General features: G+C 45.6%; 17 protein-coding genes. 9 read left to right on the plus strand and 8 right to left on the minus strand.

Translation table 11 applies throughout. The features are described 5' to 3' along the window. Positions 1 to 200 precede the first annotated feature (200 nt). The 5 genes from MHO32_RS10050 to MHO32_RS10070 are packed head-to-tail and all read left to right on the plus strand — an operon-like array spanning position 201 to position 3,962. Positions 201 to 533 (plus strand): HMA2 domain-containing protein, encoded by a 333-nt coding sequence (locus tag MHO32_RS10050; RefSeq protein ID WP_005444868.1) that lies wholly within the window; start codon positions 201 to 203, stop codon positions 531 to 533. After that, complete coding sequence (locus MHO32_RS10055; protein ID WP_009698467.1) at positions 530 to 1,297, plus strand: YtxH domain-containing protein; 768 nt, start codon at positions 530 to 532, stop codon at positions 1,295 to 1,297. Before MHO32_RS10050 ends, MHO32_RS10055 begins: the two co-directional genes overlap by 4 nt. Then, positions 1,290 to 1,595 (plus strand): magnetosome protein MamC, encoded by a 306-nt coding sequence (locus MHO32_RS10060; RefSeq protein WP_239211581.1) that lies wholly within the window; start codon positions 1,290 to 1,292, stop codon positions 1,593 to 1,595. Before MHO32_RS10055 ends, MHO32_RS10060 begins: the two co-directional genes overlap by 8 nt. Next, complete coding sequence (locus MHO32_RS10065; protein ID WP_005444865.1) at positions 1,585 to 1,905, plus strand: hypothetical protein; 321 nt, start codon at positions 1,585 to 1,587, stop codon at positions 1,903 to 1,905. Before MHO32_RS10060 ends, MHO32_RS10065 begins: the two co-directional genes overlap by 11 nt. Next, positions 1,902 to 3,962, plus strand: a complete 2,061-nt coding sequence (locus MHO32_RS10070) for a heavy metal translocating P-type ATPase (RefSeq protein WP_239211595.1) — start codon at positions 1,902 to 1,904, stop codon at positions 3,960 to 3,962. The genes MHO32_RS10065 and MHO32_RS10070 overlap by 4 nt, the downstream gene beginning before the upstream one ends. Before the next feature lie 90 nt (positions 3,963 to 4,052). Here the strand turns inward: MHO32_RS10070 and MHO32_RS10075 are convergent, their stop codons facing one another. The 8 genes from MHO32_RS10075 to sohB all read right to left on the minus strand — a co-directional run bounded on the left by MHO32_RS10075 (position 4,053) and on the right by sohB (position 12,968). Next, on the minus strand, positions 4,053 to 5,900 hold the full coding sequence (locus tag MHO32_RS10075; RefSeq protein WP_239211607.1) for an extracellular solute-binding protein: 1,848 nt from the start codon (positions 5,898 to 5,900) through the stop codon (positions 4,053 to 4,055). 423 nt (positions 5,901 to 6,323) lie between these two features. Then, positions 6,324 to 7,025, minus strand: a complete 702-nt coding sequence (gene pyrF, locus MHO32_RS10080; RefSeq protein ID WP_005444860.1) for an orotidine-5'-phosphate decarboxylase — start codon at positions 7,023 to 7,025, stop codon at positions 6,324 to 6,326. Between the two features lie 83 nt (positions 7,026 to 7,108). Beyond that, entirely contained in the window at positions 7,109 to 8,284 is a 1,176-nt protein-coding gene (gene lapB / locus MHO32_RS10085; RefSeq protein WP_005444858.1) for a lipopolysaccharide assembly protein LapB, read from the minus strand. Positions 8,285 to 8,302: 18 nt separating this feature from the next. Continuing rightward, the gene (locus MHO32_RS10090; RefSeq protein WP_005444857.1) at positions 8,303 to 8,596 is read right to left on the minus strand and encodes a lipopolysaccharide assembly protein LapA domain-containing protein; all 294 of its coding nucleotides are present in this window, start codon (positions 8,594 to 8,596) and stop codon (positions 8,303 to 8,305) included. Between the two features lie 140 nt (positions 8,597 to 8,736). Further along, positions 8,737 to 9,021 carry an integration host factor subunit beta gene (ihfB, locus tag MHO32_RS10095; RefSeq protein WP_005444856.1) on the minus strand — a complete coding sequence of 95 codons (285 nt, stop codon included), beginning with the start codon at positions 9,019 to 9,021 and terminating at the stop codon, positions 8,737 to 8,739. Positions 9,022 to 9,234: 213 nt separating this feature from the next. Beyond that, positions 9,235 to 10,905, minus strand: a complete 1,671-nt coding sequence (gene rpsA / locus MHO32_RS10100; RefSeq protein ID WP_005444855.1) for a 30S ribosomal protein S1 — start codon at positions 10,903 to 10,905, stop codon at positions 9,235 to 9,237. A 110-nt stretch (positions 10,906 to 11,015) separates the two neighbouring features. Next, positions 11,016 to 11,696 carry a (d)CMP kinase gene (gene cmk / locus MHO32_RS10105; protein WP_005533590.1) on the minus strand — a complete coding sequence of 227 codons (681 nt, stop codon included), beginning with the start codon at positions 11,694 to 11,696 and terminating at the stop codon, positions 11,016 to 11,018. A gap of 210 nt (positions 11,697 to 11,906) precedes the next feature. Then, complete coding sequence (gene sohB / locus MHO32_RS10110) at positions 11,907 to 12,968, minus strand: protease SohB (protein WP_239211610.1); 1,062 nt, start codon at positions 12,966 to 12,968, stop codon at positions 11,907 to 11,909. 278 nt (positions 12,969 to 13,246) lie between these two features. Here sohB and MHO32_RS10115 point away from each other — a divergent pair, with 278 nt between their 5' ends. The 4 genes from MHO32_RS10115 to MHO32_RS10130 all read left to right on the plus strand — a co-directional run bounded on the left by MHO32_RS10115 (position 13,247) and on the right by MHO32_RS10130 (position 19,327). Then, entirely contained in the window at positions 13,247 to 13,993 is a 747-nt protein-coding gene (locus MHO32_RS10115; RefSeq protein ID WP_239211619.1) for a YciK family oxidoreductase, read from the plus strand. 131 nt (positions 13,994 to 14,124) lie between these two features. Continuing rightward, complete coding sequence (gene imuA, locus MHO32_RS10120) at positions 14,125 to 14,817, plus strand: translesion DNA synthesis-associated protein ImuA (RefSeq protein ID WP_009701881.1); 693 nt, start codon at positions 14,125 to 14,127, stop codon at positions 14,815 to 14,817. Between the two features lie 4 nt (positions 14,818 to 14,821). After that, positions 14,822 to 16,225 (plus strand): Y-family DNA polymerase, encoded by a 1,404-nt coding sequence (locus tag MHO32_RS10125; RefSeq protein ID WP_239211622.1) that lies wholly within the window; start codon positions 14,822 to 14,824, stop codon positions 16,223 to 16,225. A 27-nt stretch (positions 16,226 to 16,252) separates the two neighbouring features. Further along, the gene (locus MHO32_RS10130; protein WP_239211625.1) at positions 16,253 to 19,327 is read left to right on the plus strand and encodes an error-prone DNA polymerase; all 3,075 of its coding nucleotides are present in this window, start codon (positions 16,253 to 16,255) and stop codon (positions 19,325 to 19,327) included. Positions 19,328 to 19,477 lie beyond the last annotated feature (150 nt).

Here is a 19,477-nt window from a genome sequence, read left to right on the forward strand (position 1 = left end):
TTTAATATAGTCAGAACGAACCCTAAGCCTATGATTTGTCTTGTGAATGTAAGTATTCATGCTAGCGTCAATCCAAATGATAACCATTACTATTTTCAACAGTAGCATTGAAATTGATTAAGCGCAAAGCATTTGTAATTAGTTCGTCACATGATCCTTTTTCTCAATGAATCTGACCTCGCTTACCGTATAATTTTTTTATGAAACAGTACGTCGACCAGGCCTTAAAACTAAGAAAGTGGGTATCGATTGGCCACCATATCCCGGGAAGAGTAAGACTCAAATACAAGCTCGGCATCGTAGCGCATCTTGCCAGTTTCCGAAGTGACGACATCGAGAAAGCCATTTCTTCAATTCCGGCATTCAAAAACTATAAGTTGAATAATGCGACGGGCAGTATCGTCATTGAATACGACCCAACAACAGTCAACCCCAAAGCAATTGACGCGTTGTTTTCGGAATCAAAAGAGGTTGCTGAACGAGCATGCTACGCGATAGCTGAGCAACTAGACTTAGATGGAGAACGTTCATGAGTGACTCATTGAACAACGCAAATCCATACGAAGCCTACTTCAAGGCCATGATGGAAATGCAAAAGGAAATGGCGAATGCTTACATGGCAAGCATGCAAAACGGTGAAATGCCACCAATGATGATGCCTCATCAAATGGGTATGATGCCGCATTTCCCACATCCTGCATTTTGTCATCCTCACCAAATGCCGCCGGGCATGGGCGCACAATTCCACCCGGGAATGATGCCACCGCCCCCACACTGGCCGCATGCGGGGATGATGCAACACCCACAGCAACCTCAACAACCACCTCAAACCTCTGAAACACCAGAAAGCGATCCATTATTCGAGCAAGCTCAGGCGATGCTAGAAGGCGCTCTCGGTGAAGAAGCAGGCATGTTTAAAGAGATATTAGGAACTTTCGGTATGAACGATAAAGAGTTTTGGAAAGGCGCTATGGTAGGCGCTGCAGCAGCACTTCTATTAAGCAATGAAAATGTGCGCGGCAAACTAATGGGCTTGGTATCAGGTGCTGGCGACATGCTGAAATCTGGTGGTTCAAGCGTAAAAGAAGGCGCCGTAAACACTGCAAGTGCAGTGAAAGAGAACGTGTCGACAGGAAGTGAAATCTTTAAAGAGACTTATGCTGCGGGTAAACAAGGCTTCCAAGAATCTGTAGAGCGTCACAAAGCAGAACCTGCAATCAAAGAAGTTGCCGAAAAAGCACCTAGTGAAGAAAACGAAGGTGAAAACGGTCAACCAGTTATCAAAGAACATGAGTAATTCAGCCAATAAACTCAGTTCTGCCAATCGTGCCATGTTAGTCGGTGCTATCGCAGGTGGCAGCGCGGCGATTGCCAGCCAGTGGAAAGAGCATAAAGCGGGCAATATCGACACTAATGAAATGGCTACCAGCGCCGCAAAATCTGCACTTAAGACTGCAGCAATCGCTGGTGCGACAACGTATGTGGCAGAAAAAATGGCCGGTCGCCCTGCACTCTCTATGCTGACAATTCTCAGCGTAGGTGCAGCGGGTCTTTACTTAATGGATCAAGTTTCGGAATCTAAAGATGAACAATAACAACCCATACTACGGTTACCCTTACTACGGCTACCCACAGCAACAAAACCAAGCAGTGGATCCACAACAGCAGGCTGCAGAGCAACCATATAAAAAGCAAAACACAAAAACGCATTTTATGATGGGTATGGCAGCCGGGGCAGCAGTTGCTTACCTATTGACAAACAAAAAGTTTCAGCAAGGTGTTACGACTACTGGTGAGAAAGCTTGGTCCGCAGTCCGTGGTGAAGTAGAAGAGCTTAAAGAACGCTTAGAAGACACACAAGCAGAGCTGGAATACTACCGTAACCTATACAAAGGCGAAGAATGATCTCGATTCAGGTAAAGCATCACTTTCCCGGTCGGATCCGCTTTAAAGCATCAGCATTAAGGCATCACAAAGATGTCGGCACTTGGATTGAAACCAGTTTAATGGCAATCCAAGGCATCAGTGCTGTGCGGGTCAATGAGTCTGCTCAATCTGTTGTCGTCGAATATGACACACAACTGCTACAAGCAAAAACGGTTGAAGAACGTCTAAGCCAACTTGATTTAGCAGAAGCCACTCAAGAAGAAGCAGAACACAAATTTACGCGTGGCGACATTGCCATGAACGTGATTGGTACTATCGCGGCGGCTTTACTGCCCAACAAATGGGGAGCAATATCAACCGCAACATTGATTGCTCCAACCTTATTTGAAGGGGTCAGCGATCTCAAAGACAAGAACATTTCTGTTGAAGTCTTAGATGCAATTGCTGTTGGTTTATCGGCTTGGCGCGGTGATTACCGTACTGCGATGATGACGCAAAGCTTAATCAGTCTTGGCGAATACATGGAGCAAAAGACCAGTCGCAACAGTGATCAACTACTGGCTGATTTGATGCGTCCTCAGGAATCGATTGTTTGGCGCGTAGACGGAACACAACGCACACAAGTGAACTCAACGGAGCTTGACGTTGGTGATGTCATTGAGCTGGCTCCTGGTGTGTCTATTCCTGTTGATGGCACTATCATCAAAGGGGCAGCACTGATTAACCAATCCTCTTTGACTGGTGAAAATGTGCCAGTTCGTCGTGAGGAAAGTGCTGTCGTCTACTCTGGAACTAGCGTGCACGAAGGTACAATTCAAGTTCGCGTCGACAAGGTCGGTAGCGAAGCGACCACCGCAAAAATTGCCAAACTGATTTATGACTCGCTGAGTGAAAAGAGCGAAATTCAGCAGGTTACACAAGACATGGCAAACCGCCGCGTGAAAATTACCTTGGGTATCGGAGCCGCAGTCTTTGCGCTAACTCAGGATATTAATCGCGTCGCGTCTGTATTCCTTGTAGATTACTCCTGTGCGCTCAAACTCAGTACGCCAGTAACCTTCAAATCCATCATGTACCGTGCGGCACAACAAGGGATCTTGTTCAAAGGCGGCAGCGCAATTGAAAAATTGGTAAAAATAGACACCTGTGTGTTTGATAAAACGGGCACGCTCACTCATGGTGATATGCAGGTAACGGATGTGATTCCATTATGCGATTCCAACACGGCTCGTGATTTACTCGCTATTGCAGCGTCTGTCGAAGAACACAGCAACCACCCACTTTCTCAGGCTGTGGTAAACGCGGCAAAACACAATCAACTACCACACATCGAGCACGGTGAAGTGGAATACGTGATTGCCCATGGTCTCAAGAGCACCATGAATGATCATGAGTTGGTAATGGGCAGTCGCCACTTCTTAGAAGTGCATGAGAGTGTTGACTTCACACCATTTGAAGATGTGATCAAGAAGTATGAAGCGCAAGGTCGTCACCTTATCTTCATCTCGCATCAAAATGTGTTGATCGGCATGATTGGCTTACGCGATCACTTGCGTGAAGATGCATTAGACACGCTAAATGCACTGCACCAGTTTGGTGTCAAAGAGCTGATCATGATTACTGGTGACAGCCAATTCAAAGCCAGCATTCTTGCTGATGAACTGAAACTAGATCGAGTCTTCGCTGAAGCAGTCCCTTCAGAGAAATCAACTATCGTTGAAGCGCTTCAAGCTGAAGGACGCACTGTTATGTTTGTTGGTGACGGCGTAAATGATGCGCCGGCTTTAACCGCAGCTGATGTCGGTGTCGCAATGGGTCGAGGTACTGAACTTGCCCGCCAAGTTGCCGATGTCGTGCTTCTTCGTGATCAGCTATACGGACTGGCAGAAGCGCGTGAGCTTGCCAATATCGCCATGCATGTGATCAACTCTAACATCAAGATCGCAGAATACGTGAATAGCGGAATCATGCTTGCTGCTGCGTTAGGTTGGCTCAACCCAACGATGAGTGCTCTACTCCATAACGGCACAACATTGTCTATCCTTGGTCGCTCTGCAGCACTTAGACATGGATAAATGCACGCTTTAAGAAAAGACTCCTGAAAGCGATGAGGAAAGCCCCGACTCAATCGAGTATCGGGGCTTTTTATTATCTAAGGGAGAGCATTAGTTTGATGAAAGCTTGTAACGATCATCAATGACTGTCACTTCTGGGAACACTTTGCCACTCTTCATCGCTTTCTCTGTTTCTTTCTTCACAGACTTATCAATCCAGAAGTTACCAATATCCATTGGATGGAACATGCTCTCGGTGGATTTGGTCATTGCATCCTTTGGTGTAATCAGCCAGCGCCAATGTGCAACACGAGTATAAGGTACCATGTAACCTGGGACGATCACGTTTGCATCACCAACATACTTCTGGATCTGACGTGACAAGTCATAACGCTTTTGTTGTTCAAACTCGTTGTCATACGCTTCAATTAACTTATCTAGCTCAGGGCTACTGTAGTTCGTATGTGCATTCGTTTGCGGCTTGTTCGCATTCGCTGAGTGGAAGTATTCCCAATATGCTGGGATTTCACCTGAGCCCATATTTAGGAATGCCAGTTGGTGCTTTTTCTCTAGGATGTATTTAAACGCAGAGGAGCCATCAACAAGGTTAAGGGTAAACTCAAGACCCGCTAATTTCGCTTGTTCTTTTAGATAAGCAATTCTAGGAGTATGAGAATTGTAACCGTAAGTAATCGCAAAACTTAGGCGCTCGCCTTTGTCATTAACACGAATACCATCCGCCCCTATTTTATCGAAACCCGCTTTCTCGAAATGCTTAACCGCTTCTGCTGGATCAAATTTTGGTGGTGTATTGTTTGGATCATCATACTCACCATGACCAAAGCCTAAACCATGTGGCTTACGTGAATAGTCACCACGCATGATGTTTTCAATCATGCCATCGTAGTCTGTTGCAGTCATGATGCCTTTACGTACTTCTATATTGCCTAGCATCGGCATTGCTGTGTTCATCCACAGACCACCTGCACCTTGAGGTGATTGGTTGAAGCCCCAATACTTTTGGATATAACCCTTGGTGTAGCCATCGCTGTTTGTTTTGTCGTGCCAAAGGTTAGGTAGCACCATATCAAAGTAATCAAGCTTGCCTTTTTCGAAGTGCTTCATCGCGATGTCTTGGTCACGAATTACAGTGATACGTACTTTGTCTACGTTGTAACGGTTTTTGTAATAACGGTTGTTATAGCCCCACCAATCTTCACCAACGTGCTTAAAGGTAACACTCTTACCCTTTTTGATCTTATCAAGGTAGTAAGGGGCGGCGGTCGGTTCTGCCTTGAAGTTGAACTTGCGGACGAAGTTATCTGGCATACCGTCTTTGTTTTCGTCCTTTTCACCCTCAAAGAAGTGTTCTGGACGAGGTTGGAAGCCGTTACTTGGCATATTGATCAAAACCATGAGAGAGTCGTGGCTTTGCGCAACAGAAAGATTAACGCGAATTGTGTATTCATCAATCTTCTCTACGCTCACAATACTGTTTTTAAAGAAGTCGTTGTACCAAGGATCGATGATGTCTTCTGAAGTGTAATACTTCATCATAAATACGTAGTCGTCTGCGGTGATCTTCTCACCATCTGACCATTTAGCGGTTTCATCCAGCTTAAAGTAAACTGTTTTATTATCTTCACCGAACGCCCACTCTTTGGCTAATTGTGGGATCCATTTACCGGTGTTTGGATGGCGCTGTGCCAATTTAGGTGCGCCATCCATAAAGTAGTGACGTAGACCTGAGTTAGCATCAGGACCAACGCTACGAAGAGTCTGTGGAAAGCTCATCATATATGTGCGCAGAGTGCCGCCTCGTACAGCTTCATCAGAAGCGAAAAGAGGCTCGTTATTATTCGAAATCCATTCGATGTCAGCAGGTAGCTCCGCAGCATTTAACTGAAAGCTGCTCGCCACTAACATTGCCAATGCCGAGAATGGCAGAGTTTTTATCATTGTTTTCTTCCTTGTCGTGTTTGCGCAGTAAGACCAGAAGAACGACAACAAGTGAATCTCGAAGCGACTGTGTTTAATACACAGTAAAGGAAATAATGGGAGCGAATACAAAGTGAAGTCCTGTTCACTTCCGTATAAATATCAGAGAGTTTCACTAGGTCATCCTGACCTTACAACGCAGTGAATGCATCCACTCCATAGTATTCGTTACACATTTGTAACGCAACCCATCCATAACACATGGTTGCACTTTCCGAGTATCACAGCGGTTTATGTTAGCAAAGTGTGAACCTAGCAGTGCCATTAGCCATACAGTCAAGGCAAAACGATATCAATTACAGCTACCTCTATTTTTTCAGTGCAGCAAAAACAAAAAAGGCGAAGCGTTCCCACTTCACCTTTTTCGTTCGGTTCAAATCAACATTACATATTTGCTAAGCTATCGTTAATTGACTTAAGGACCGATGCAGGATCCACAGCCTGAGTAATCGGACGACCAATTACAAGGTAGTCAGAACCCGCTTGGATTGCATCTACTGGCGTCATGATGCGGCGTTGATCACCTTGCTCAGAGCCTGCTGGGCGGATACCTGGAGTGATTAGCTTAAATTCTTTTCCAAGTTCATTTTTAAGTAGAGATGACTCTTGCGCAGAGCACACTACGCCATCAAGACCAGCGTTCTTTGTCAGAGTTGCTAGGCGAATAACCTGCTCTTGAGGAGCGACGTTCAGACCGATTCCAGCAAGATCGCTCTGCTCCATGCTTGTTAACACTGTCACACCAATAAGTAGCGGGCGGTCTTTACCGTAAGGTTCAAGAATTTCACGCGATGCTGTCATCATGCGCTCGCCACCACTTGCGTGTACATTCACCATCCATACGCCCAGTTCAGCTGCTGCGCGAACCGCTTTTGAACACGTATTCGGGATATCGTGAAACTTCAGATCTAGGAATACAGAGAAACCGCGTTTATGAAGCTCACGTACGAAATCAGGACCAAATAGCGTAAACATTTCTTTGCCTACTTTAAGGCGACATGACGCAGGATCAATTCTGTCTACAAACGCAAGCGCATCAGCTTGGTTATCATAATCCAGTGCGACAATAACTTTTTGGTCGATCATTTCATCTCCTAACTGTTTTTGGTTCTTATTAAATAAAGGTCAAAAAAATGCAGCGGACAGAAACTCTGCCAGCTGCATTAAAATTATTCACCGTCCAATCCTCGGATTGGCTTGATCGTCCCCCACCCTTTACACGATGGACAGTGCCAGTAAAGGGAATGAGTGGAGAAACCACATTTCCGGCATCGGTAGTGCGGTTTAACTTTTAATTGCTCACCAACCATCGCTTGTAGTGTAGAAAGGCTGTCTTTTGCACGACCATCTTCTGCTTCTGCAATATGGTAGTCAATAAGGCGGTAGAAGCCCTTCATAGTTGGGTTTTTCAATAGTTGTTTGGTTAGTAGTTCTTGTGCGGCTCCCACACTCTCATGGTGCGCAACTAACTGTGCCAACATCAATTCAGACGATACACCGGCTTTCTTATCGATACATGCTCGTAAAAATTCCACCAGCTCATCTTCTTGACCAAGGTGGTGATAACACTCGGCAATTGTTGGCAGTACATCACTAATAAAGTCTTTATCTTGCTCAAGCACGCCAGTCAGGTATTTGATGGTGTGTTTGTAGTCTTCTGATTCCAAGTACACGCGACCAAGAGCAATACTCGCACGAACACATTTAGGATCTTCTGAAAGTGCTTTCTTGAAATGTTGAATGGCTTTATTGGTATTGCCATCCGCTTGGTCAAGCATCGCCAGCTCACACCAGAAGTGCGCAATGTTAGCGCGAATACGAGTGCGTTTTTTGCCCATTTTCGCTAACTGGTTTGCGTAGTGAATCGCTTTTTCCCACTCACGGGTTTGTTGGTAAATAGTCACCAACTGTTGAAGGGCACTTTCACGATGGTCTGGCTCATCAACTAGCTGCTCAAAGATCTTCTCGGCACGGTCTAAAAAGCCGGAGGCCATGTAGTCTTTCGCCAGTTGCTGGAGAGCAAGGTTTTTCTGATCCAGAGTCAGACCAGAACGGGAAATCAGGTTTTGGTGGATACGAATTGCACGGTCGACTTCACCACGAGAACGGAAAAGATTACCTAACGCTAGGTGTGTATCTATCGTTTCGTTATCAACTTGGAGCAATTCAATAAAGTGGTCAACCGCCTTATCTGACTGATCAGATAAAAGCAGGTTAAGACCCGTCACGTACTGACGGGATATCTGATGAGATTGCTTCTGCTTGTCTTGCTGAGCGCTGCGATGCCCCATGTACCAACCATAGGCGGCGGCTATCGGCAATAACAAGAAGAGTAGTTCAAGCATTAAAGTTAAGCCTTATCCTTATGCCTGTTTTGCTACTGCTGGTTTAGCAGGTTTCTCTGCTTCAGCGGGCTCATACTTTTTAAGTTTCTTTTTCAGACGACGAACCTGAAGTTGAGTCTTGAATTGGATGCTAGCAAAGATAACCCATGCCAGAGCAAAGCCAACCACAAAGACCACACCTAGTAGCGTTGATAAGTGGAATTCACCCTTCGCTAAAAGGTAATTGAAAGTCACGATCTCTTGGTTTTGAGAACCTAAAGCCAGTGCAATTAAAAAGAGAGCTAAAACAGCAACGATTTTTATAATTTTCATGTTACATCACCCTTCGAGGAGTAAGTAGGTAAGATTATGCAGTAAAATGTTTCTTCAGACCATGTATATTACCAATAATCTAGTTATAAAAAAGCGGCATACACGAGAGTATGCCGCTTTTTCAAACTAATAAGAGAGCCTTAGCCAACCATATTTACACGTTCACGAAGCTCTTTACCAGGTTTGAAGTGAGGAACGTATTTACCTTCCAACTCCACTTTATCGCCCGTTTTAGGGTTACGACCTACGCGAGGCTCGCGGTAATGAAGAGAAAAACTACCAAAGCCACGGATCTCGATACGGTCACCGCTCTCTAGCGTAGAAGCCATGTGCTCTAAAATATCTTTTACAGCATCTTCTACCTCTTTCGCTGATAAATGTGTTTGCTCAGCGCAGAGTCTTTCAATCAGTTCAGACTTAGTCATAGTTGCCCTCTTTGAGTATCTTTATCACTCATTATAGTAAGTAATACTAATTCCAACAAACACTTGCTATCAATTCTAGACAAATTTTACACAAAATGCGCAATCAAAAAATGTCTTTTTTTAGCATAGTTTATCAACATTAGTATTACTACTCGCAAAGTAGCAAGCATAAAAAAGGAGCCTTGCGGCTCCTTTTTAGCTTAAGCGAGTAAATTATTCGCCTTTAGCAGCTTTGAAAGCGTCAGCCATTGCATTACCAAAAGCAGCTTCGTCTTGCTTGTTGATAGATGCCATTGCTTCTTGCTCTTCAGCTTCATCTTTAGCTTTGATAGATAGGTTGATTACGCGGTTCTTACGGTCAACACCTGTGAACTTCGCTTCAACAACATCACCAGCGCTTAGGATTAGAGAAGCATCTTCTACGCGATCGCGAGATACTTCAGAAGCACGGATGTAGCCTTCAACGCCTTCTGCGATTTCAACTGTAGCGCCTTTAGCGTCAACAGCAGTTACAGTAGCGTTAACTAGAACACCTTTCTTGTTGTCAGCAACGTAAGCATTGAATGGGTCGTTTTCCATTTGCTTGATGCCTAGAGAGATGCGCTCACGCTCAGCGTCTACTGCTAGAACAACTGCAGAGATCTCGTCGCCTTTCTTGTACTCACGTACAGCTTCTTCGCCAGCAACATTCCAAGAAATGTCAGATAGGTGAACTAGACCGTCGATGCCGCCTTCTAGACCGATGAAGATACCGAAGTCAGTGATAGACTTGATCTTACCAGTAACTTTGTCGCCTTTAGCTTGTGCTTCAGCGAATGACTGCCATGGGTTAGCTTTACACTGTTTCAGACCTAGAGAGATACGACGACGTTCTTCGTCGATTTCAAGAACCATAACCTCAACTTCGTCGCCAACATTAACAACTTTAGAAGGGTGGATGTTCTTGTTAGTCCAATCCATTTCAGAAACGTGTACTAGACCTTCAACGCCTTCTTCGATTTCAACGAAGCAGCCGTAGTCAGTTAGGTTAGTTACGCGACCAGTTAGTTTGTGACCTTCTGGGTAACGCTTAGCGATTGCTACCCATGGATCTTCGCCTAGTTGCTTAAGACCTAGTGATACGCGAGTACGCTCACGGTCGAACTTAAGAACTTTAACTTGGATCTCGTCACCAACGTTAACGATTTCAGATGGGTGCTTAACACGCTTCCAAGCCATATCAGTGATATGTAGAAGACCGTCAACGCCACCTAGGTCAACGAACGCACCGTAGTCAGTAAGGTTCTTAACGATACCTTTAACTTCAGAACCTTCTTGTAGAGTTTCTAGAAGCTCGTCACGTTCAACGCTGTTCTCAGATTCGATAACTGCACGACGTGAAACAACTACGTTGTTACGTTTTTGGTCAAGTTTGATAACTTTGAACTCTAGCTCTTTGTTTTCTAGGTGAGCAGTGTCGCGGATTGGACGTACGTCTACTAGAGAGCCAGGAAGGAAAGCACGGATACCGTTTAGTTCAACAGTGAAACCGCCTTTAACTTTACCGTTGATGATACCAACAACAGTTTCAGCTTCTTCGTAAGCTTTCTCAAGAACGATCCAAGCTTCGTGACGCTTAGCTTTCTCACGAGAAAGTTGAGTTTCACCGAAACCATCTTCAACAGCGTCTAGAGCTACGTCTACTTCAGCGCCAACTTCAACTTCAAGTTCGCCAGCAGCGTTCTTGAACTGTTCAGCAGGGATAGCAGATTCAGACTTAAGACCAGCGTCAACAAGAACGAAACCGTTCTCGATAGCTACTACAGTACCTTTAACGATGCTGCCTTGTTGGAATTCTGTTTCGTTTAGAAACTCTTCAAAGAGTTGAGCAAAAGATTCAGTCATTTATTTAATCTTCAATAAATTAAACGTCCACGGGTATCCTACCGCATGGGGTTATTAAATTCGCCAATCATCATCCTTGCGACCGACGCTCTTAGCCTAGCCGAGCGTAATTACTCAGCTAGCTTCGATTCGATATATTGTAGTGCCTTTTCTACCACTTCGTCGATAGTCATCGACGTAGAATCTAGCACAAGCGCATCCTCTGCAGGGCGTAGTGGCGCCACTGGGCGGTTACGATCGCGATCGTCACGCTCTTGGATCTCGCTCAAAAGGTCAGCAAATCTAACATCTAACCCTTTATCTTGCAACTGTTTAAGGCGTCGATTTGCACGCTCTTCTGCGCTCGCATCAAGGAAAATTTTCGCTTGTGCACCTGTGAATACAACCGTACCCATGTCACGACCATCAGCAACCAGACCCGGAGCGGTCTCAAATGCACGCTGACGACGCAATAATGCTTCACGAACGCGTGGCAGTGCTGCCACTTTAGACGCAGCCATACCGGTTTCTTCTTTACGAAGTTCACCAGAAACATCTTCGCCTTCTAGAATCACTTTTACTAAGTCACCTTCAGCAATAAACTGAACGTCTAGGTGAGTAGCAAGTGGGACAAGCGCGTCTTCTGACTCTGTGTCTACACCGTGGTGAATCGCTGCAAGTGCAAGTACACGATAAATTGCGCCAGAATCCAGAAGGTGGAAGCCCAACTTCTTCGCTAGCAACATACATAAAGTGCCTTTACCTGCACCACTAGGTCCATCTACGGTAACAACCGGAGTTTGAGAGGACATGTTCTTCTCCACCTATAATTTCTTTTTCAGCAATTTGCTCGGTTTTCGAGGCGCGTATTATACGGGTAATCGTCCTCTGGAGCGAGGAAAAATGTCGTGTAAAGCATTACACCCAATGCGCAGTTGGATTCACACTATTGAGGAAAGTTCCAATAAAAACGGCGAGAGTTTCCACCCTCGCCGTTTTAAGTTTGAATCGTATCTTATCGATTAAACAATTGGCTTTTGACCGCGTTCTGCAAGTTTAAGTACTACGCTATCAGCCACTTTACCTGCAACACCAGCGAGCTTGTCTGCCAGTTTCTTCTTCTGCACGTAATGCACTGCTAGTACGGTTTTCTCTTTGCATGCAGCGACAACCAGATCGTCGGAAGTGCTGATTTCATCCACCAGCCCTAGCTCTTTCGCTTGCGTACCAAACCAGTGCTCACCCGTTGCCACTTTTTCAAGCTCTAGATCTGGGCGACGCTCACGGATAAAGTCTTTAAATAGTACGTGTGTTTCTTCAAGTTCTTGCTTGAACTTATCGCGCGCTTTGTCAGTGTTCTCACCAAACATAGTCAGTGTGCGTTTGTACTCACCAGCCGTTAGCTGCTCGTACTCGATATCGTGCTTTTTCAACAGTTTGTTGAAGTTAGGGATCTGTGCAATAACACCGATAGAACCCACAATCGCAAACGGAGCTGAGACAATCTTGTCTGCCACACACGCCATCATGTAACCGCCACTTGCTGCAACTTTGTCGACAGAAATCGTCAGAGGCAGACCCGCTGCTTTGATTCGGTCAAGTTGAGAAGATGCCAAGCCATAACCATGAACCATGCCACCGCCAGACTCTAGACGCAGCAAAACCTCATCGCCTTCACGAGCGACAGCTAATACTGCAGTGATCTCTTCACGTAGCGAGCCTACTTCTTTTGCATCAATGCTGCCGTTGAAGTCCAACACGAACAGATGCGGTTCGCGCTTGCTATCGAGATAACCTTCTTTGCTCGCTTGTTTGATTTCTTTCTCGCGAGATTTGTTCTTCTCTTTCTCTTCTTTCTTGACTGCTTTATCACGAGCTTTGATGAAAGCGTCATCATGCAGGTGATGCTCCAACTGTTCTACCGCATCTTTATGACGTTCAGAAAGGTTGGTAACTTCCAATTCGCCTTTTGCTGCACCCGACTTACCACTCGCTGATTTTGCGATAATCAACAGCACAATTACTGCCGCAACAACGGTAACAATCTTAGCCAAAAACAGACCGTAATCTAATAAAAATTCCAATGAGAGTTCCTCTATCTCATACCAGTGATAGTCATCAATATGTTACGTAGAAAAATCAGAGAGAAGGCAAGAAAATCAGCAACCTCTTGTTCTGATTGATAGCGTTCAAATAACATACCGGACAACCGTTCTGGAATTGGTATAACACATGAATTGGTGTATTGTAACCAACTTGTCACGATTACCAAGATTTTCCATTGAGAAACAGGCGCATTTCTACATAAACGAACATGAAGCCTGTACGTCGGAACTAGATACAATAATAAGGATTAACTACCGTGAACTACTCCATTTCAGCAGATGCTCTAAAAGGTAAAGTCATTCTTGTCACTGGCGCAGGCAATGGTATCGGTCGCCAAGCCGCCCTTTCTTACGCTCAGCACGGTGCGACTGTGATTCTACTGGGTCGAAACGTTCAAAACCTTGAATCCATTTACGATGAAATCGAGTCTGCGGGCTACCCTCAACCAGCGATCATCCCACTCGATCTAAAAGGTGCAACGAAGCAACACTACATCGACATGGCAGAAACCATCGAAGGTCAATTTGGTCGTTTGGATGGTCTATTGCACAACGCCGGTGTTCTCAGCACGCTGTGTCCGTTTGAGCAAATCAATGAAGAAGACTTCGACGACATCATGCAGATTAACGTGAAAGCGGAAGTACTGATGACTCAGGCACTACTACCGATCATGCGTAAATCAGAAGCGGGTCGTATTGTCTTTACCTCTTCAACCGTTGGTCACTCTGGTCGTGCTTTCTGGGGTCCATACGCTATTTCTAAGTTTGCTGTAGAAGGTATGATGCAAGTCTTGGCTGATGAGTTGAGTGATACACCAATACGTGTGAATGCAATTAACCCTGGTGCAACTCGTACTCGTATGCGTGAAAAAGCCTACCCAGGTGAAGATGCAAACACGTTAAAAACACCGCTGGACATCATGCTGCTTTACCTTCACTTGATGGACCCAGCAGTCACTGATGTAAACGGTCAGTGCATCGACGCTCAACCAAAGCGTAAATAACCCACTTAGGTTACCTCACATAATTGATTGAAAAGGCAGCAAATGCTGCCTTTTTTCGTATTTCTGCCTATAAAAATCTTGCGACTTTCCATCACAGAAATATACTGTATGTATATACAGGTATTTTATTTATGCAAGACATCATCCAACACTTAAAAAGCCAGCATCTTGTTTGGCAAGCAAATCTAACCAAAGCTGACGATCATCAGTTCCTTAATAGTTCTGGTTTTCCGGAGCTAGATGCTCTGCTTGGTGGCGGCTTTCCTCCTCACGGTGTGGTGGAAATGGAATCCATAGGCAGCATTGGCGAGCTGCGTTTGCTTGCGCCTTACTTAAAAGCATCCCTTTCGAGAGGAGTCACGGCATTCATTCAGCCACCAGCATTGATGAATTCATTGTTCCTACACGGCATTGGGCTAGACATCAACCAGGTGTGGGTGGTCACGCCTGAACATCAGCGCGATGCATTATGGGCAGCGGAGCAGTGCCTCAAGAGCGGTGTTTGTACCAACGTTTTGCTATGGCAAGATGAACTAGAGATCCACCAAGTAAAACGTCTGCAAGTGGCGAGCGAGCAAGGATCTTGCCCTCTGTTTATGCTCAAACCTAATATGACAAACCGCTTGTCTTTACCTGTTTCGTTGAGTCTGAAATTGCAAGGTCATGGACAAGGCGTTAGCGTGGAAGTTCTCAAACGAAAAGGCGGTTGGAGCAAAGGTAGTGTCGACATCAATTTCCAACACCACTACCCACAATTGGTGATGCCAACCACGACTCACATTCCATCAACTGTGGTCAATTTCCCATTGGCGAATCAAGGTTAGTGGTATGGCTTTGTGGATTTATTTGCACTTCCCTCGCCTGCAGCTAGACGCACTCTTTGGCGATAACCAAGAGCAACCCGTGGTGATTGTAGAAAGCCAACGTTGTCGGATCATTCAATACAACGAGATTGCCGAGCAACAAGGCATTAAACCAAATATGGGCTTGGGTAGTGCGGCTTCTTTGTGCCGAGATTTGCAAGTGCACCCTTATCATCCGCAAACCGAATTGAGCAAGTTACAAGAAATTGCGCAATGGCTGTATTTGATCACATCTGACGTCGTATTGATGCCAAACCAAGGTATTTTACTGCGCGCAACTCCAATGCTTAATCTGTATGAAGGGCTCCAAAACTATTGGAATAAAGTCAGAGCTCACTTATCGGAGCTGAAACTGAGTTTTCAATTCGGATGTGGCTTTTCGCCTTTTTCTGCCAAATTGATGGCATTAGCAGGGACGAACGTCATCAGCGAAGACAAATCTGCCATACAACAAGCCTTATCGCCACTACCGTTAACACTGACAGATTTATCAAGCGCTACTGTAGAGAAGTTACAACGTGTAGGCGTCACCACACTGCAAGGCTTACTTGAACTACCACTACAAGACATTGCACGCCGATTCGATATTGATTTGGTGAACTACGTTGGCCGACTGACTGGACAGTTTAAGCACCCTGTCGACTTTTATCACCCTACCGAATCCTTCCAAGTTTATTTAGAACTGCTGTTTGAGATTGAAAACGTCCAATGGATTGAAAAGCCACTAGCTAAGTTGCTTCGTCAGCTCGAAACCTTTCTCAAGCTGCGTGATAAAGTCGCGTTTGAACTCTGTTTAACCCTCCACCAGCGAGACAAGCAAGCACAGCACCTTCCGCTCACATCCGCACAAGGTGATTACTTGTGCCAACGTTGGCAACAGCTCGCGAGTTTGAGTTTGGAATCCGTCACGTTAAACGGCCCTGTTATCGGTCTGACGTTAAAAGTAGAACGCCAAGGTGAGCCTTTAAGTTCTGCACGCGATTTTTTTGCTGGGCAAAAAGGGCAAATGAACGCATTAGAGCTGCTCTCTTTACTGCAAGCTAAATTGGGCAAAAGCGCAATACTCAAACCCAATATTGCCTGCGATCCAAGACCAGAGAAAGCCAGCCAATATCGCCCAGCCGATGAGCCAGATGTCTCAATTAACACCGTTCCTGCTCTACTGCGCCCCGCGATGCAATTGCCCGCACCTATCGCGCTACAAGAGCAAATATCTCTAGTACATGGACCTGAGCGTATTGTCTCTGGATGGTGGGATGGTGATGAGATCATGCGTGATTATTACATTGCGCACACCAAGCAAGGTCGCTGGTTATGGGTATTTCGCGATCAGCACAAACATTGGTTTCTCCATGGCTATTTTTGTTAAATCGACAGTTATTTTTATTAGATCGTTATGAGTTACGCAGAACTGTTTTGTCAGTCCAACTTCTCCTTTCTCACTGGCGCTTCTCATGCAGAAGAATTAGTGTTGCAGGCGGCGTTTTATCGCTATCAAGCCATTGCAATCACCGATGAGTGCTCCGTCGCGGGCATTGTGAAAGCCCATACGACCATCGAGCAGCATAAACTCGACATCAAGCAAATTGTCGGCAGCATGTTTTGGCTCAATGATGAGTGCCAAGTGGTGCTGCTTTGTCCTTGTCGTAAAGCTTATGCAGAGCTGTGCCGGATCATCACTAATGCAAGGCGACGTAGCGAGAAAGGCAGTTATCAATTGTCTGAATGGGACTTGATGTCGATTCGTCACTGTTTAGTACTGTGGCTCCCTACTCATCAAGAAAGCGACCATTATTGGGGGCGTTGGCTCCAACAACACCACGCTCATCGATTATGGGTCGCGATTCAACGTCATTTAGACAGCGACGATAATGCCTACACCACACACTGTGAGTTACTGGCAAGCGAGTTCGAATTACCAATTACCGCTTGTGGTGGCGTCTTAATGCATGCGGTTGAGCGCTTACCATTGCAACATGTCTTAACCGCCGTAAAACATAGTTGTAGCGTCGACAAGCTTGGCTTTGGTCGCTTATCCAATGCCGAGCGAGCACTGCGTCCATTGAACAAACTATCTCGAATTTACAAATCCGAATGGCTAGCAGAAAGCACTCATATTGCGAGCTTGTGCGCATTTAAGCTTTCAGAGCTGAAATACGAATACCCAACAGAACTGATTCCGGACGGTTACACTCCTACTACTTATCTACGTATGTTGGTCGAGCGTGGTAAAAATCGACGTTTTCCTGAGGGCGTACCCTCAGACATTCATCAAACCATTGAGAATGAATTAACACTCATTGAAGAGCTGCAATATCACTATTACTTTCTCACCATTCACGACATTGTGATGTTTGCTAAACAACAAGGCATTCTCTATCAAGGGCGAGGTTCCGCAGCGAACTCGGTGGTGTGCTACTGCTTAGAAATCACTGCCGTCGATCCTAGGCAAATCTCGGTCCTGTTCGAACGCTTTATTAGCCGAGAAAGAAAAGAGCCGCCAGACATTGATGTCGACTTTGAACACGAGCGCCGTGAAGAAGTCATTCAATATATTTACAAAAAGTACGGGCGCGAGCGTGCCGCTCTGGCAGCCACCGTTATCAGCTATCGCTTTAAAAGTGCCGTGCGTGAAGTAGGCAAAGCGTTGGGGATTGAAGAGACTCAATTGGATTTCTTCATCAAAAACGTTAATCGACGTGATCGCAGCCAAGGTTGGCAAGCGCAAATCATCGAATTAGGATTGCAGCCAGAGTCGTTAAAAGGTCAGCAGTTTATCCAGTTGGTGAACGAGATCATTGGCTTTCCGCGCCATTTATCCCAACACGTTGGCGGCTTTGTGATTTCTTCTGGTCCTTTGTACGAACTGGTGCCTGTTGAGAACGCTTCGATGGAAGATCGCACCATTATTCAATGGGATAAAGATGATTTAGAAAGTTTAAAACTACTGAAAGTCGACGTCCTCGCGCTCGGTATGTTAAACGCGATCCGTAAATGCTTTCAATTGGTCGAGAAACACCATCAGCGATCACTGTCGATTGCCGAGATCACGCGATTGCAAGACGATCCGTACGTGTATCGTATGATCCAAAAAGCCGATACCGTTGGTGTGTTCCAAATTGAGTCTCGCGCGCAAATGAGCATGCTGCCGCGTTTAAAACCCGCGCGTTACTATGACTTGGTGGTGCAAATTGCCATTGTTCGCCCGGGTCCAATTCAAGGTGATATGGTGCATCCGTTTTTAAAACGACGAAATGGTGAAGAGCCAATCAGCTATCCATCAGAAGAAGTGAAAAGCGTACTAGAGCGCACTATGGGCGTGCCGATTTTCCAAGAACAAGTAATCAAACTGGCGATGGTAGCGGCAGGATTTAGTGGTGGTGAAGCCGATCAATTACGCCGTGCAATGGCAGCATGGAAGAAAAACGGCGATCTTGCCAAGTTCAAACCTAAGCTGATCGACGGAATGCGTGAGCGAGGCTATGACTTGGAGTTTGCTGAGCGCATCTTCGACCAAATCTGCGGCTTTGGTGAATATGGCTTCCCGGAAAGTCACTCAGCCTCTTTTGCTGTGCTAGCTTACTGCTCTGCATGGTTGAAATATTACTACCCTGCTGAGTTCTATACTGCCCTACTCAATAGCCAACCGATGGGCTTTTATAGCCCTTCACAATTGATTCAAGATGCGCGCCGACACGGTGTTGAAGTGCTGCCTGTTTGCATCAATCATTCCTCCTATCAGCACCATTTGGTCAAACGTCCGAATGGTCGCCTTGGTGTGCAACTGGGTTTTCGCTTAGTAAAGGGCTTTAATCAGGAAAGCGCCTTTCGGCTAGTTGAACGACGACCAAGCTCCGGCTATCGCGCTATCCAAGAGGTGAAGCAAATCTTAAGAAACCGCCGCGATATTGAGTTACTCGCTTCTGCTAATGCGTTTCAAATCCTTTCAGGTAATCGCTATAACGCTCGCTGGGCAGCGATGGATTCACTATCAGACTTACCTTTATTCCATCACATGGAAGAGCCAATGGTAAGTTACCAGGCTCAGCCTTCTGAATACGAGAACTTAGTTGAAGATTATGCCAGTACCGGACTATCACTAAGTCGCCATCCGATTACGTTGCTGGAAGAAGCTGGTAAGTTACCGCGTTTTACTCGGATGAAGCAGTTAGTCGAAAAAGAGCATAAATCTTTAGTGACGGTTGTCGGTGTTGTCACAGGCAGACAATCTCCCGGCACCGCTGCTGGCGTGACCTTTTTCACTTTGGAAGACGATACAGGCAACATCAATGTGGTGGTATGGCGAGCAACAGCACGCGCCCAAAAGCAAGCTTATCTCACTTCAAAGGTGTTGATGGTCAAAGGAATTTTAGAGCGTGAAGGCGAAGTCACGCACGTGATCGCAGGTAAGCTCATCGATTGCACGCACAATCTTGCTGAGCTGAAAAGTAAATCACGCGACTTCCATTAAGCAATCATGTTTTAGAGGTAGGAAAAGGCATTGCACCGAAAAAAGTAAAGGGAGGTCAAGCCTCCCTTTTTGATTCTGCTGAATTAATCTTCAGTCATCGTTTCCGTACGCTTAGTCTTGTATTTCCTATACAGTAACAAGGATAAAGTC

The organism is Vibrio sp. MMH1-50 (assembly GCF_022347645.1).
Lineage (GTDB): Bacteria > Pseudomonadota > Gammaproteobacteria > Enterobacterales > Vibrionaceae > Vibrio > Vibrio harveyi.